A 14,756-nucleotide genomic window follows, 5' to 3' on the forward strand; every position below is an offset into this window, starting at 1 on the left:
GCTCGCTCTGTGGTTGAATGTCTTGACGCCTTTTTCGCCGCTAAGCGGCCCGCCGCAATCATTTCCGCGGGCCTCGTCCGGCATCATTTTTTCAGGAAGTTCTGGCCATGATCAAGCAAAAATCAAAGAGCCGCCACGAGACCGAGCCGCGTTCATTCCTGGACGACAACACAGATTTCGAGCGCTGGCTGCGCGCCCAATGCAAGGTCGTCGAGGAAGACCTCGACGAAAAGCACAAGAAGATGAAAGACGACCCGTTCGTCTTCCTACGCGCAACTTTCTTCCGCTGGGCGACATGTATCGAAGCGCTCTGCCCGGAACTGAAGGACGCACCGCGCGTGCTATCCGTGGGCGACACTCATACCGAAAATTTCGGGACCTGGCGCGACGCGGAGGGACGGCTCGTCTGGGGCGTCAACGATTTCGACGAGGCCGCGAGCATCGCCTATCCGTTCGACCTCGTGCGCCTTGCGACAAGTGCGAGGCTCGCGCCAAAGGCCAAGAAAAAGAAGGCGAGGGCCATGACCCACGTCGGCAATGGCGACGCCGCAAAGGCGATTCTCGATGGTTACAAGAAGGGCCTCAAACGTCCACAGCCCTCGCTCCTGGATGAGCAGGCGAGCTGGATGCGCGCTTACGTGACATGCACCGACGACGAGCGCGACGAGTTCTGGGATGAGGTGGAGAAATATACGCGAGCGAAGCCTCCGTCTCCCGTCGCCGTAACGCTCCGCAAGAAGCTGCCGCCCGATGCCTCATTTGATCGCTTCGCGACGCGCGTGGCAGGTGTCGGCAGCCTGGGCCGGCCGCGCTTCCTCGCCGTTGCCGAATGGTGCGGTGGTAAGGTCGTCAGAGAGGCCAAGGCGCTGGTGCCGTCGGCCTGGGATTGGGCGCATGACCAGAGGGGCAAGCTGCGCTTTCTTGAGCTCGCAAAAGGTCCATACCGAGCTCCCGATCCCCACCTCGCGCTCGAATCTCAAAGTGGCTTCGTGATTCGGCGCCTTGCGCCCGATTCCCGCAAGATCAATCTCGGGGATCACGCGAATATGCGCCTGGAGCTCAATCTGCTCAACGTCATGGGCTTCGACATCGGCGCCATTCACGCGGCGACGGGCGCGTCAAAGAAGATCATCGAAGATCTGGACCAGCGCGACAGCGACTGGCTCCATGCCGCTGCGAAGGCCGCCGCCGCATTCGTCGAAGACGATTTCAAGCAGTGGCGCAGGCACGGTTGATCCGCGAGCGGCCTCCATCTCCATTGTCCCCGTGCTTTGCTTGGTTGGTGCAAGATTTGCTATAGGCAATCTGATCGAGGCAGGAAGCGGCTCAGGCCGCGCCCGCCATGCCACACCCTGCCAAATCCGGAGACGATGATGCCTTTCGACTTGATCCTGCGCGGCGGCCGTGTGGTCGACCCGTCCCAGAAGCTCGACGCCGTGACGGATGTCGCCTTTGCGGGCGGCAAGGTCGCTGCGGTCGGCAGCGCCCTCAAGGCCGATCCGGGCACGGATGTGCGCGACGTGTCACGCTACATCGTCACGCCGGGGCTGATCGATCTCCACACCCATGTCTATTGGGGCGGCACCTCGCTCGGCATCGACGCCGAGGAATTCTGCCGCCTCTCCGGCGTCACCACGGCCGTGGACACCGGCAGCGCCGGTCCCGGCAACTTTGCCGGCTTCCGCAAGCACGTGATCGAGCCGAGCCAGGTCCGCATCCTCGCCTATCTGCACGTCTCGCATGCCGGCATTTTCGGCTTCTCGCACCGGATCATGGTCGGCGAGAGCGAGGAGTTGCGGCTGATGAATCCGATCGAGGCGGCCAAGGTGGCCGATGCCAACCGCGATCTCATCGTCGGCATCAAGGTGCGCGTCGGCCTGCATTCCTCGGGTACGTCAGGGGCGGTGCCGCTCGACATTGCGCTCGAGGTCGCGAACGAGGTCGGCATGCCCTTGATGGCGCATATCGACCATCCGCCGCCGAGTTACGAGGACGTGCTGGCGCGCCTGCGTCCCGGCGACGTGCTCACCCATGCGTTCCGCCCCTTCCCGAACACGCCGGCGACTGCGCAGGGCACGGTGAAGAAGGCGGTGCTGGACGCGCGCGAGCGCGGCGTGCTGTTCGACATCGGCCACGGCAAGGGCTCGTTCGCCTTCAAGACCGCGCGCGCCATGCTCGCCAACGGCTTCTATCCGGATACGATCTCGTCCGACATCCATCAGCTCTGCATCGACGGCCCCGCCTATGACCAGGTCACGACCATGTCGAAATTCCTGTGCATGGGCATGGAGCTCCCAGACGTGGTCGCGGCATCGACGGTGAACGCTGCGATGGCGCTGCGGCGCCCCGAGCTTGGCAGCCTCAAACCCGGCAGCGTCGGCGACGCCACGCTGATCTCGGTGAAGCAAGGTCAGTTCGATTATGAAGACGTCGTCGGCGAGCACCTGACCGGTGACCGCAAGATCGTCTCCGAAGGCGTCGTCATCGGCGGCCGCTGGTGGCATCCGAATTGATGGTCGCTAGCCCTGCTCGCGATAGAATTGCAGCAGGCGCGCGCCCGCGGGGGAAAGCCAGTCGGGGGCGCCGGTGATGTAGCCCTCGACGCGTGCCCCCGCTCCGACCAGATAGGTGATGGGCATGCCGACGAGCGGGAACATCGCGCTGGAAGCCGCCGCCGCCGCGCCGTAGGAATCGACGTAGCAGGCGAGGCTGTGCACCGCGAGGCCGCCAAGATAGGTGCGGATCTTGCGCAGGTCCTTGGTGTCCGTGCAGATCGCGACGATGTCGAGCCGGTCGGGCCGCGATCCCGCAAGGCTTGCGAGTGCAGGCAGGTCGAGCCGGCAGGCCGCACACCACGTCGCCCAGAAATTCACCAACGTGATGCGGCCCGGCTTCGCGGTGACGATGATGTCCCTGCCGCCGATGTCCTGAAGCCTGAGCTGCGGCATCGCCGCGTGCGGCCGCACCATTGTGAACTGGCTGCGGCCGGCCTCGAAGGCCGGCGGCCAGCTCTCCTGCGCGCGACTTGTGCGCAGAGAAGCGACCAACATCGGCGCGGCGATCAGGATCGATCGCCGCGACAACACCGCAACGCTTTCGAGCCTCACATCACGCATGGATATAGGCCCAGCCCTTGAGTTGCAGATCGACGACGCGCCCGATGCCGAAGGGGACGAGGCTCGCGCCTGATATCAGCGGAATCGAGACCTGCTCCTTGGCTTCGGCGATCGCCTTGGACGAGGCGCACATGCTGTAGGTGAGGTTCGGTAGCGATTGCCGCAGCGTCGCGAGCGGCTCGACCAGCGGGGTCTTGTCGGCCCTGAAGACGTCGATGCCCTTGCCGTTGGCGACGACCTCGATCAGCAATCGCGCGCCCCGCTCGGCAAAATGCTTGGAGAGGTTGGCCGAATAGCTGATCGCGTGGCCCATGACATAGGGCTCGTTGCTGTCGATCAGGATCACGACGCCCTCGGTGAGACGATCGTCCTTGGCCGCGGCGGCGCCGCCGGCCGTGAGGATTGCGGTGCCTGCGAGCAGGCTTCTGCGGGACCATCCGCTGGCCGAGATCATGGCTGTGGTGGCCCGGCCGGTCAGAACTGACGCGGCGCGATCGGCGCCTTGCTGTTGCGTCCCCACAGCACGAACAGGCTGAGCGCGAGCAGGACGACGTTGAGCGGTGTCACCGCGGCCTCGCCGCGCGAGAGGTGGAAGACGAGCGCAAACAGCTGCAGCACCGTGCAGCCGAGCGCGGCCAGCACCGTCAGCCGCGGCAAGATCCGTGTCAGGGCCGGCAAGAGAATACCGATACCGCCGGCGAGATCGACCAGCGCGATGGAGCGAACGAAGGTTTCGGAATACTGGCCGGCCCAGGGCATCATCGCGGCGAGCTCGGGAATGGGCGTGGTCAGCTTGACCAGCCCCGCCGAGATGAAGACGAAGGCGAGGACGACCTGAGCGGTCCAGAGGCCAATGCGAAGAGCGCGGCCGGGCGTGACGGTCTCGAGGGCGGTCATTGTCATGGTGGTTCTCCAAACGCTTGAGGTTGTCACCATTTGATGGTTTCTCCATTTTTGATCATTATGTGTTCTGGGATAGATTCATTTCCTTGGTGTTGATGATCTCATGGATTCCTTGGTCAGCATGCGGGTGTTTTGCCTGGTCGCCGAGCTGAAGAGCTTTGCGGCCGCGGCGCAGCGCCTGCGCATCTCGCCCGCCATGGCGAGCAAGCACGTGATGCAACTCGAGAAGCGGCTCGGCACGCGACTGCTCAACCGCACCAGCCGGCGCGTCAGCCTCAGCGAAAGCGGCGCGCTCTATTTCGAGCAGGCGCGGCAGATGCTGGACTCGCTCGACGAGGTCGAGGCCGCCGTCAGCAAGGCGACGGTCGTGCCGCGCGGCAGTTTGCGGCTGACCGCGCCGGTGTGGATGGCGAATACGATCTTCGCGGGCGTGCTGGCGGACTACCAGGCCCGCTATCCGGAAGTGCGCCTCGACGTCGATCTCAGCGGGCGCCTCGTCAATCTGGTCGAGGAGGGTTTTGATCTCGCTCTGCGCGCGACCGGCGCGCCTGACGAGGCGTTGATCGCGCGGGCCATCACCAACGTCCCGTTCTACCTTGTTGCCGCTCCCGCCTACCTCAAACGTGCGGGCCGCCCGGCGACCTTCGCCGATCTCTCCGGCCAGGCGTTGCTGCACTATGCGCTTTATCCCGGCGAGACCTTCTCCTTCCAGGGCGAGCACGGACCTGAGACCGTGAAGCTCGATCCGGTGCTGCGCAGCGGCAACGAAACGCTGCTGCACATGGCCGCGCTGGAAGGCATGGGGCTCGCCTTCCTGCCGAAATGGCTGGTCGCCGAGGACATCGCCAGCGGACGTCTCGAACACCTCATGCCGGGGCAGGTCATCTTCGAGGGAAAGCTGTTCGCGGTCTATCCGAGCCGCAAATACCTCTCCGCGAAGGTGCGGACCTTCATCGACTTCATCGTCGCCGACAAGCGAATGAGGTGACCGGCTACAGCGACCGCGAGATCGACAGCGGGGATACGATCAGTCGCGTCCCGCGTGCATGATCGCCTTGGCGAGCCGCGCCGGATCGGAGAAGCACAGCTCATGGCTTCCCGGCACCTGCACCAGGCGGAACAGGCCGAGCTTCTCCGACAGACGCGGATGCCAGCCATGGCTGTGCGGCAGCGCGATGTCTTCGGTGCAGTTGATGTAGGATTTGGACAGCGGCATCCCGGCCGGGTTGGTCTTGAGCGTGATCTTGTCGGTGAAGGTCGCCAGCGGATGCGGATTGAGGACGTCATAGGCGCGCTGTGCGGTCTCCAGGTCGGCATCGTTGATGAAGGCTTCGCGCCAGACCGGGAAGGGCAAGACCACCGAGCCGTCCCCGCGCTCGGCCGCGATCGCGTCGAACAGCCCGATATAGTGCGGCGGCACCATGTCGTTGAGGCACTCGCCGTTGTTGGGCACGAAGGCATTCCAGTAGACGAGGCGGCGGATGCGCTCGGGAGCGAGATCGGCAACGCCGGTGATGACCATGCCGCCATAGGAATGGCCCAGCAGGACGACATCCGTGAGATTGTTCTCGGCAAGGTAGTCGGCGATCGACTGGATTGCTTCCTTCAGCCCGGTCGTCTTGGCGTCGCCCGGACGGTTGCCCTTGATGGTGGGGGTATAGACTCGATGACCAGCCGCGCGGATCGGTGCGGCGACGGGCTCGAATTCGGCACCGGTGTGCCAGGCGCCGTGAACGAGAACGTAGGTCGACATGTTGTGGCTCCCTCGGAAGACTGCTTAGATCGGCGCGGCGACGGCCTTGCCGGGATTGGCCGACTGGGCGCCGGTCTTTGTACTGTTGCCGTCATATTGAACCGCTGGCCGCGCCGCGCGCTTGCCTGACGCTGAACCGGATTGGTCTCGGAGCGAACTGATGGAGCAGCTCAATTCCGAAAGCCGGCCTCGGCATCTGGTCTGGGACACCGGGGGAGCGCGGCCGGAGGAGCAGTTCTCCTACTATCGCGAGGCGATCTGCCAGGCATTCATGAACCTGACGCCGGAATCGGCGACGACCTCGCGCTTTCCGGCCAAGGTCGAGGCGATCAAGATCGGCAACGGCGCTATCAACCGCGTCGTCTTTCCCGAACACACCGTGCACCGCTCGCGCGCCGATATCGCAGCCTCGACCGAAAGCTGCTTCTATCTGAACATCAAGCTCGCCGGCCGTTGTCGCATGCTCCAAGGCGGTCGCGACGTCAGCCTGTCGCGCGGCCAGGTCGGCATCTGCGACAGCGACCGTGAAGTGACGCTGTTGCATGATCGTGGGCCGAGGCTTGAGGTCGCATCCTTCTGGGTACCTTCGCGCGAACTGCGCGACCGGCTGCCGCCTTCCTTCGATTTTCGGATCGAGCGCGTGTCCGACGATCCCTTTGTCGGACACCTCATCGTCGAAACGGCGCGATCGCTGAATGCCGGCGCGCTGCGGATGACGGAAAGTGAAGCCGTCAGGCTTTTCGGAGTGCTCCTGGATCTCGTCGCCCTGAGCTTGTCTCGCCGCTCGCGCGCGCAGACGGCGGAAGCGGCCAGCTTTGCCGATGCGACCGCTCTCGCGCTCCGCCGTGCCGTGCATGAGCGGCTCTCCGAGCAGGGCCTCACCGTCGCGGATGTTGCAAGCGCGATCGGCATCAGCGAGCGCTACGTGCACAAGCTGTTCGAGCGCGCGGGCACCACATTCTCGGACTACGTCATGGACCGCAGATTGGACGGCGCGGCGCGGGATCTGAGCGATCCCGCGAAAGTGGACCAGGCGATCGGCTCAATCGCCTTCGACTGGGGCTTCTGCGATCTCTCTCACTTCACCCGCCGTTTCAAGCAGCGCTTCGGCTGCCGGCCACGCGACTGGCGTGCGCGATGAGCGGAGTTACAGCGACCTGGCGATCAGCAGCTTCATGATCTCGTTGGTGCCGCCATAGATCTTCTGGATGCGGGAATCGATGAAGATGCGCGAGATCGGATATTCCTGCATATAACCGTAGCCGCCGAACAGCTGGAGGCATTCGTCGGCGGTCTGCACCTGCTTGTCCGAGCACCAGTACTTCGCCATCGATGCCGTGACGGTGTCGAGATCCCCGGTGATCAGGCGTTCGATGCACCAGTCGACGAAGACGCGCGCGATCATCGCCTCGGTCTTGCGCTCGGCGAGCGTAAAGGCGGTGTTCTGGAAATCCATCAGCGGCTTGCCGAACGCTTTCCGCTCCTTGGTGTACTCGGTGGTGAGCTTGACCGCGCGCTCCATCGAGGCGACGGCGCCGACCGCGAGCGCGAGGCGCTCCTGCGGCAATTGCTGCATCAGCTGGACAAAGCCCTGGCCTTCCTCCTTGCCGAGCAGGTTTTCCGGCGGGACCGTGACATTGTCGAAGAACAATTCGGACGTGTCGGAGGCATGCAGGCCGATCTTGTCGAGGTTGCGCCCGCGCCGATAGCCGTCCGCGCCTGATGTCTCGACCACGATCAGCGAGATGCCCTTGGCGCCAGCATCGCCGGTGCGCGCGACCACGATGACGAGATCGGCGGCCTGGCCGTTGGTGATGAACGTCTTCTGGCCGTTGATGACGTAGGAATTGCCCTGCTTCTTCGCCGTGGTCTTCACGGCCTGCAGGTCCGAGCCGGTGCCGGGCTCGGTCATGGCGATGGCGCCGACCATTTCGCCGCTCGCCATCTTCGGCAGCCAGCGCTTCTTCTGCTCCTCCGAGCCGTAATTGAGGATGTAGTGCGCGACGATGGAGCTGTGCACGGAAACGCCGGTCGTCAGTTCCGGCACCGTGCTTTCGAGGTCGTCGAGCACGGCGGCTTCATAGGCGAAGGTCGCGCCCAGCCCGCCATATTCCTCCGGCACGCTCGCCAGCAGCGCGCCCATCTCGCCGAGCCCGCGCCAGGCGAAGCGGTCGACCATCTTCTGCTCGCGCCATTTTTCGGCATGCGGCGCCAGGTCCTTGGCAAGATACTTCCGGAACTGGTCGCGGAAGATTTCGAGCTCTTCGGTCATCCAGGAGGAGCGGTAGGACATGGTTACCTCGGTTGATGCGGCGTTCCGGCTTGGTAGGCTAGTCGGCCGCGGCAATTATTGTGTTTTCAGGCTGCGCCGGTGGCGCTACCAAGGCGACCGGAAACGCGTCTGTCGGGATATCTGATTTTGGCTGTCAAAACGCAGGAGCTCAAGCTCGACATCGAGCGCGTCGGCACGGTCTCGGCCATCCTGACGCAGCCGGACAACGCGCACGCCTGCTACGTCCTGGCGCATGGTGCGGGCGCCGACATGCGGCATTCGTTCATGAATGAGGTCGCCGCGGGCCTCGCGTCACGCGGTATCGCGACTTTCCGCTTCAATTTTCTCTACATGGAAAAGAAACACGGGCGGCCCGATCAGCCGGCGGTCGCGCACGCCGCCATCCGCGCGGCGGTCGAGGAGGCGGCGCGGCTATGCCCCGGATTGAAGCTCGTCGCCGGCGGAAAGTCCTTCGGCGGACGCATGACCTCGCAGGCGCAATCCAAGGCGGCGCTGCCTGGTGTCAAAGGGCTCGCCTTCCTCGGCTTTCCCCTACATGCCGACAAGAAGCCTTCGACCGAGCGGGCCGAGCATCTCGCCGGCATCGCCATCCCCATGTTGTTCCTGCAAGGCACGCGCGACGGTCTTGCCGATCTCGGCCATCTCAAGCCCGTCGTCGCGCGGCTCGGGGCGAAGGCGACGCTCCATGAGGTCGAAGGCGGCGACCACTCCTTTGCGGTGCTGAAGAAGTCCGGCCGCAGCAATGACGAGGCGCTTGTAGAAGTGCTCGATGCGCTCGCGGCCTGGATCGACGAGCTTGCCTGAAGTTCACGCCGAATAGAGCCCCTTGTCGCGCGCCTTCTGGATCGCCAGCGCGGCGATCAGGTCGAGCGTCGGCGTCAACAGGCCGGCGGTGCGCGCGAAGGCGGCGGGCGCCCTCACCAGCACGTCGATCTCCATGGCGCGACCGAGCTCATAGTCCTGCAGCAGCGACGGCTTGTGGTTGGGGGCAGGGCCGCTCCGCGTCACGCGCTTGACCTCGGGAATGAAGTGCTGGGCGATATCGTTGGCCTCGTTCAGCATGCGCGGAATGACTTCAGTGAAGGCGGGGTCGTCGCGCACGCCGCGCGCGGTCTGGCCGGTGAGCAGGCACAGCACCGACAGCGACATGTTGGTCAGCAACTTTGACCAGATCGCCTCGCGGATCTCGGCGACAGGCGGTGACTCCAGCCGGGCATCGTTGAAGACGCCTCGGAGCTTGGTGATGCGGTCGCAATTGCGGTCGTCGCATTCGCCGATCAAGAGGCGGTTGCGGTCCGGCGTCAGATTCTGCACCACGCCGGGCGCGGTCACTTCGTTGGAGGAGAAGACGACGCCGCCGATGATCCGCTCCTTCGGGATGCAGGCGCGCAGGCGTCCGCCGGGATCGAGGAACGAAATGTCCGGCGGCGTCGGATGCCGCGGCGGCAGGCCGATCCCGTACCACCAGGGAATGCCGTTCTGCGCGAACACGATCGCGGTGTCGTCCTGGAGCAGCGGCTTGATGCTGGAGACCAGTCCCTGGAGCGCGGTGGCCTTCAGCGTCGAGATCACGACGTCCTGCGGGCCGAGCTGGGCCGGATCGCCCGACGCGTTCACCTTGGCGCTGACCTCGGAATCGCCGACGCGCAGCTTGAGGCCATTGGCCCGGACGGCCTCGAGATGCGGGCCCCGCATCACGCAACTGACCTCATGGCCGGCGCGCGCCAGCCGAACCGCAAGATGGCTGCCGACGGCGCCCGCGCCGAAAATGCAGATGCGCATGTGATGTCCTGTCCCTGATAGCTTGGTGCCGCCCGGCGGCAGCATGACACAAGCCGCCATGCGATGGACGCGGCCGCCCTACGCCGGAAAGATATGGATCGGGACGCGTTGCCTCGGCCATAGTGCGCGCCAAGCAAACGATCGGAGGATCGCCGATGACTGCCAGCCCCGTCCTGTGGACCCTCGATGAACGTGGGGTTGCGACCGTCACGCTGAACCGGCCGGAGGTCAACAATGCCTATGACGGCGCCTTGATCGCGGGCGTGCTCGCGGCCATGGACGAGCTGGCTAAGAAGCCGAACCTTCGCGTCGTCGTGCTCAAGGGCAACGGCAAGCATTTTCAGGCCGGCGCCGACCTCAAATGGATCAATGGCGTGCGGCCGCAATCGGCTGAGGCGAACGAAGCGGCATCGCGCGCGACCTTCGAGGCGGTGCAGCGGCTCAACACGCTGCCAATCCCGACCGTCGCGCTGGTGCAGGGCGGCTGTTTTGGCGGCGGCACCGGCGTGATCGCGGCCTGCGATGTCGTGATCGCGGCGGACAATGCGCTGTTCTCGATCACCGAGGTGCGCTGGGGCCTGACCGCGGCCATCATCATCCCGCAGCTCTGTGACGCCATCGGTGTACGGCAGGTCCGTCGCTACGCGCTCACCGGCGAGCGTTTTGGCGCCGAGGACGCCCGCCGCATCGGCCTCGTGCACGAGGTCGTGCCGCTCGCCGATCTCGAAGCCGCAGGTAGCAAGGTGGTCGAGCAACTGCTTGCCAACGGACCGGACGCGATGGCCGAGACCAAGCGCCTGGCGCTGGAGAGCTCGTTCGGCGGCATGGCCGTGGACGATGCCGCGTACAAGCGGCTCGTGCACCTGCACTCGCTCAAGCGCCAGAGTGCAGAGGCGGCGGAAGGGCTGGCCTCGTTTGCGGAGAAGCGATCGGCGAATTGGGGCGGTGGTAAGGGCTGAGTGTTGGTGCTCAGCAGCCGCGGCAGATGTTGTTGATGCTGCGGTAGACGGCGTCGTCGTCCTGCCGCATCTGGCGCATCGATTCGAGCGTCTTGTTCTCGCCGGTCACAGGTGCAGGCTTGCGCTTGGCCGCGAGCTCTTCCTCCTGCCGCTTGTAGCAGGCTTCCCGCTCGGCCTTGGCCTGGATGAAGCGGCAGTTCTGCTCCACGGCTGCGGCGGGAGTGGCGGAGATCGCGAGACCGATCAGGGCGGGCAGAGTGAATTTCAAAAGTGTCGAATCCATGCGGGCAGTTCTGTCAGGTCCGTCATTCCCGGGCAACCGTCTTGTGCCAGGCGCGTAGCCCGGATGGAGCGAAGCGCAATCCGGGGCCGGCGTTCCCGCATTCCGCTTCGCTCCATGCGGGCTACGGCCCTTCACAGCGAGGGCGCAAGTGACGTTTTTAGCAGTGTCAGCAGCGCCTGCACCGCAGCCGCATTGCGCCGGCGCTCGGGGATGGCGGCCTTCACCCATAGTTCCGGAATCGGATAGTCGCGCAGCACCGGCTTGAGCCTGCCGTCGCGCAAGGCGTCGGCGACGAGATAATGCGACATCAGCACGATGCCGTTGCCGGCGATCGCGCTGCGCGCCAGCACGTGTCCCTCGTTGGAGGAGAGCAGCGGGCTGACCTGGATGCTGATGCGGCCGCGTGGTCCGTCAAAGAGCCATTCGGGGCCGGTCGGCATGAAGCTGAGGCAGCGGTGCTCGACTAGGTCACGCGGATGTTTTGGCGTGCCGTGCTTCTTCAAATAAGCCGGCGAGGCACAGAGCAATCGCTTCAACGGGACCAGCGGCTCGTCGACCACGCCGCCGAAGGAATGCGGGAAAGCGCCGATTGCGATGTCAAACCCCTCGCTGACGGGATCGACCGGGCGGTCGATCAGCACGATCTCCAGCTTCAGTCGCGGATTTTGCGTCTGGAAGGCGCTGAAGGCGTCGGCGAGCCTCGCCACCGTCAGCGAGGTCGGCGCCTTGATGCGCAAGTGATCGACGAGATCGTGGCCCTTCTCGCCCATGCGCGAGAGCAGGTCGGTGGCATCAGCAACGACGCCGCGCGCGCGATGCACATAGCGCTGCCCCGCTTCCGTGAGCCGCAGCTGCCGGGTCGAGCGGTGAAACAGCGGCGTGCCGATCCGCGCCTCCAGCTGCGTGACGCGCTTGGCGACGACCGAGGTCGAGACGTCGAGTTTTCGCGCAGCAGCCGAGAAGCCCGCGGCATCGGCAGTGGCGAGGAAGGCCTGAAGGTTCACCAGGATGTCCATGTCGACCTTTCTCGATTCGCGAAAGCTGATCTCATATTTTGGTAGATTGTAGCTTGCTGCGCGTTAATTCATAGTCGCCTGTAAGCAGGGAATCTTGGGAAGGGACGCGCCATGCGGGCCACGATGATCGAAGAACCGGCGCGTCAGGTGCCGCTCTACGGCGATTATGAAGTCGTCGTGCTTGGCGGCGGCCCCGCCGGCATTGTCGCTGCGGCCTCAGCCGCGCGCGCCGGGCGGAAGACGCTGCTGATCGAGCGCTACGGTTTTCTCGGCGGCATGGGGACGGCGGCCGGCGTCACCAATTTCTGCGGCCTGCACGGCAATGTCTACGGCAAGGCGCACCGGCTGGTGCAGGGCATGGCCTCCGAGCTGCTGGCGCGGATCGATCGCTTGAACGGCCTGAACACACCGCATCTGATCCTCGGCAAGGTCTTCGCGCAGGCGTATGACACCGCCGCCTACAAGATCGCGGCTGACGAGCTGCTTGCAAGCCACAAGGTGAACATCCTCTTCCACGCCCTCGGCGCCGGCGTCGTGATGGGCGATGACAGCCGCATCGAGGCGCTGATGGTCGAGACCAAGGCCGGGCGGCAGGCCGTGCGCGCGGAGATCTTCATCGATTGCTCGGGCGACGGCGACCTCGCGGTCTGGGCCGGCGCGCCGTTCGAGATCGGCGACGAGCACGGCCATCCGCTGTACCCCTCGATGATGCTGCGTCTCAATGGCATCGATCCCGCGAAGGCCGGCGATGCCTGGCGTACCATTCCACAATTGATGGAGAAAGCCATCGCTGCCGGTACGCATAAGTTTCCGCGGAAAAGCGCGATCGTGCGGCCGCAAAAGTCCGGCATCGAATGGCGGGTGAACTTTACGCAGGTCGCGCGCGAGGACGGCCATGCCATCAACGGCATCGAGCCCGACGATCTCACCCGCGGCGAGATCGAGGGCCGCAGGCAGGCGCTCGCCGCATACGAATTCCTGCGCAGCACCGTGCCGGGCTTCGAAAAGTCCTACATCGTCGACCTTCCGCCACAACTTGGCATCCGCGAGACCCGCCGCATCAGGGGCGGCTACCAGCTCAGCGGCGAGGACGTGCTCGGCTGCGCGTCGTTCGCGGATTCCATCGGCGTCAATGGTTGGCCGATCGAGGCCCATGTTCCCGGCGACGTCGTCTTCACCTTCCCGCCGATCCCGGAATCGCGCGGCTATAACGAGCTGCCCTACCGGATGCTGGTGCCCGAAGGCGTCGACAATCTCCTGGTCGCCGGCCGCTGCGCCTCGATGACCCATGAAGGCCAGTCGGCAGCACGAGTGTCCGGTGCCTGTTTCGTGATGGGCGAGGCCGCCGGTTCCGCCGCCGCCTTGGCGCTGTCCGGAAACCGGATCCCGCGTGACATCCCCGTTGAAAAGTTGCAGGAAACGTTGAAACAACAGGGCGCCTTCATCGGGCGGGATCAACCCGTCCCGGAGGGCCTGTAACGGACTGCCAAGAGAACGACGAGAGAACGACGAGGGAGAAAACGGAATGATCGGAATTGCGCGCCTTGCGGTAGCTGGCCTTTTGGCGATCATGGCGACGAGCACGGCGCAGGCCGAAGACGCGCTGAAGGCCAAGATCGGCGTGCTTCGTCTGTCGTCATCCGCGCCCGTCTTCATCGCGCAGGACAAGGGCTATTTTCGCGAGGCCGGTCTGGAGGTCGAGCTGAAATTCTTCGACGCGGCGCAGCCGATCGCGGTAGCAACCACGTCGGGCGACGTCGATTTCGGCATCACCGCTTTCACCGCCGGTCTCTATAACCTCGCCGGCAAGGGCACGCTGAAGGTGATCGGCGGCATGAGCCGCGAGAAGGCGGGCTATCCCCTGATCGGCTATTTCGCCAGCAACAATGCCTATGCGAGCGGTCTGAAGACGCCGAAGGACCTTGCGGGCAAACGCGTGGCGATGACGCAGGTCGGCTCGAGCTTTCACTATTCGCTCGGCCTGCTTGCCGACAAATACGGCTTCAAGCTCGCCGACGTGAAGATCGTGCCGCTGCAATCGCTGTCGAATGCGGCGGCTGCGCTGAAGGGCGAGACCGTCGATGCGGCGCTGCTTCCCATCTCCACCGCACGAAAGCTGATGGACGAGGGCGGCGCAAAGTTCCTGGGCTGGGTCGGGGACGAGACACCCTGGCAATTGGGCGCGGTGTTCGCCTCGCCGAAGACGCTGACCAACAAGGTGCTGGTGACAAAACTGCTCGGCGCGCTCGCCAAGGCGGATCGCGAGTATCACGACGTCATCCTCTCCGCCATGAAGGACGGCGTCGCGCCAATCAACGACAAGACGAAGCCGCTCTTGGAGATCATCGCAAAGTACACCAACCTGTCGGTCGAGCAGGTGGTCGGCAACTGCGCCTATATCGATCCCGACGGCAAGCTCGACGTGAAGAACGTCGACAACCAGATCAAATGGCTGCAGGAGCAGGGTTTTGCCGACAAGGGCTTAGATGCCGACGCGATCATCGCGAAGGATTACGTGAAGGCGGATTGATGCTGCGCGTGCCATTCCAGACCCGTCATCCTGAGGTGCCCACCTTGCGGCGTGCCGCAAGGTGGGCCTCGAAGGGTGCACGGCCCGGATGCAGCTCGGCCGTACATCCTTCGAGACTCCC

At 64.7% G+C, this 14,756-nt stretch carries 16 protein-coding genes; 8 read left to right on the forward strand and 8 right to left on the reverse strand.

All coding sequences use genetic code 11. The annotated features are described in order from the left end of the window. Positions 1-107: 107 nt before the first annotated feature. Together NLM27_RS35425 and NLM27_RS35430 are read left to right on the forward strand one after the other, a co-directional pair. Positions 108-1,235, forward strand: coding sequence for a DUF2252 family protein (locus tag NLM27_RS35425; RefSeq protein ID WP_254147674.1), 1,128 nt, complete (start codon positions 108-110; stop codon positions 1,233-1,235). A 138-nt stretch (positions 1,236-1,373) separates the two neighbouring features. Further along, on the forward strand, positions 1,374-2,513 hold the full coding sequence (locus tag NLM27_RS35430; RefSeq protein WP_254147675.1) for an amidohydrolase/deacetylase family metallohydrolase: 1,140 nt from the start codon (positions 1,374-1,376) through the stop codon (positions 2,511-2,513). 6 nt (positions 2,514-2,519) lie between these two features. Here the strand turns inward: NLM27_RS35430 and NLM27_RS35435 are convergent, their stop codons facing one another. From NLM27_RS35435 to NLM27_RS35445, 3 genes are read right to left on the reverse strand one after another with little or no spacing between them, the layout of a single operon-like run. Then, on the reverse strand, positions 2,520-3,116 hold the full coding sequence (locus NLM27_RS35435; protein ID WP_254147676.1) for a TlpA disulfide reductase family protein: 597 nt from the start codon (positions 3,114-3,116) through the stop codon (positions 2,520-2,522). Continuing rightward, positions 3,109-3,570: a DsrE family protein gene (locus NLM27_RS35440; protein ID WP_254147677.1), complete on the reverse strand. Its 462-nt coding sequence runs from the start codon at positions 3,568-3,570 to the stop codon at positions 3,109-3,111. Before NLM27_RS35440 ends, NLM27_RS35435 begins: the two co-directional genes overlap by 8 nt. A 20-nt stretch (positions 3,571-3,590) precedes the next feature. Then, a complete protein-coding gene (locus NLM27_RS35445) occupies positions 3,591-4,019 on the reverse strand; it encodes a DoxX family protein (protein WP_254147678.1) in 429 nt (142 codons plus the stop codon). 103 nt (positions 4,020-4,122) lie between these two features. Here NLM27_RS35445 and NLM27_RS35450 point away from each other — a divergent pair, with 103 nt between their 5' ends. After that, complete coding sequence (locus NLM27_RS35450) at positions 4,123-5,007, forward strand: LysR family transcriptional regulator (protein WP_254147679.1); 885 nt, start codon at positions 4,123-4,125, stop codon at positions 5,005-5,007. A gap of 39 nt (positions 5,008-5,046) precedes the next feature. Here NLM27_RS35450 and NLM27_RS35455 read toward each other — a convergent pair whose 3' ends face one another. Further along, positions 5,047-5,772 carry an alpha/beta fold hydrolase gene (locus tag NLM27_RS35455; RefSeq protein WP_254147680.1) on the reverse strand — a complete coding sequence of 242 codons (726 nt, stop codon included), beginning with the start codon at positions 5,770-5,772 and terminating at the stop codon, positions 5,047-5,049. Between the two features lie 160 nt (positions 5,773-5,932). Between NLM27_RS35455 and NLM27_RS35460 the strand changes: the two genes are divergently transcribed. Then, positions 5,933-6,913 carry a helix-turn-helix domain-containing protein gene (locus NLM27_RS35460; RefSeq protein WP_254147681.1) on the forward strand — a complete coding sequence of 327 codons (981 nt, stop codon included), beginning with the start codon at positions 5,933-5,935 and terminating at the stop codon, positions 6,911-6,913. 6 nt (positions 6,914-6,919) lie between these two features. On the opposite strand, the gene NLM27_RS35465 is transcribed toward NLM27_RS35460, so the two are convergent. After that, entirely contained in the window at positions 6,920-8,065 is a 1,146-nt protein-coding gene (locus NLM27_RS35465; RefSeq protein ID WP_254147682.1) for an acyl-CoA dehydrogenase family protein, read from the reverse strand. 126 nt (positions 8,066-8,191) lie between these two features. Here NLM27_RS35465 and NLM27_RS35470 point away from each other — a divergent pair, with 126 nt between their 5' ends. Then, complete coding sequence (locus NLM27_RS35470) at positions 8,192-8,869, forward strand: alpha/beta family hydrolase (protein ID WP_254147683.1); 678 nt, start codon at positions 8,192-8,194, stop codon at positions 8,867-8,869. A gap of 3 nt (positions 8,870-8,872) precedes the next feature. Here the strand turns inward: NLM27_RS35470 and NLM27_RS35475 are convergent, their stop codons facing one another. Further along, the gene (locus NLM27_RS35475) at positions 8,873-9,847 is read right to left on the reverse strand and encodes a ketopantoate reductase family protein (protein ID WP_254147684.1); all 975 of its coding nucleotides are present in this window, start codon (positions 9,845-9,847) and stop codon (positions 8,873-8,875) included. A 155-nt stretch (positions 9,848-10,002) separates the two neighbouring features. Here NLM27_RS35475 and NLM27_RS35480 point away from each other — a divergent pair, with 155 nt between their 5' ends. Then, a complete protein-coding gene (locus NLM27_RS35480; RefSeq protein WP_254147685.1) occupies positions 10,003-10,806 on the forward strand; it encodes an enoyl-CoA hydratase-related protein in 804 nt (267 codons plus the stop codon). Between the two features lie 10 nt (positions 10,807-10,816). Here the strand turns inward: NLM27_RS35480 and NLM27_RS35485 are convergent, their stop codons facing one another. Together NLM27_RS35485 and NLM27_RS35490 are read right to left on the reverse strand one after the other, a co-directional pair. Beyond that, entirely contained in the window at positions 10,817-11,089 is a 273-nt protein-coding gene (locus NLM27_RS35485) for a hypothetical protein (RefSeq protein ID WP_254147686.1), read from the reverse strand. Between the two features lie 131 nt (positions 11,090-11,220). Continuing rightward, complete coding sequence (locus NLM27_RS35490) at positions 11,221-12,105, reverse strand: LysR family transcriptional regulator (protein WP_254147687.1); 885 nt, start codon at positions 12,103-12,105, stop codon at positions 11,221-11,223. A 111-nt stretch (positions 12,106-12,216) separates the two neighbouring features. Between NLM27_RS35490 and NLM27_RS35495 the strand changes: the two genes are divergently transcribed. Continuing rightward, positions 12,217-13,584, forward strand: coding sequence for an FAD-dependent oxidoreductase (locus NLM27_RS35495; protein WP_254147688.1), 1,368 nt, complete (start codon positions 12,217-12,219; stop codon positions 13,582-13,584). Positions 13,585-13,630: 46 nt separating this feature from the next. Beyond that, positions 13,631-14,635 (forward strand): ABC transporter substrate-binding protein, encoded by a 1,005-nt coding sequence (locus NLM27_RS35500; protein WP_254147689.1) that lies wholly within the window; start codon positions 13,631-13,633, stop codon positions 14,633-14,635. The last annotated feature ends 121 nt before the right edge of the window (positions 14,636-14,756 follow it).

It is taken from the genome of Bradyrhizobium sp. CCGB12 (assembly GCF_024199845.1).
Classification (GTDB): domain Bacteria; phylum Pseudomonadota; class Alphaproteobacteria; order Rhizobiales; family Xanthobacteraceae; genus Bradyrhizobium.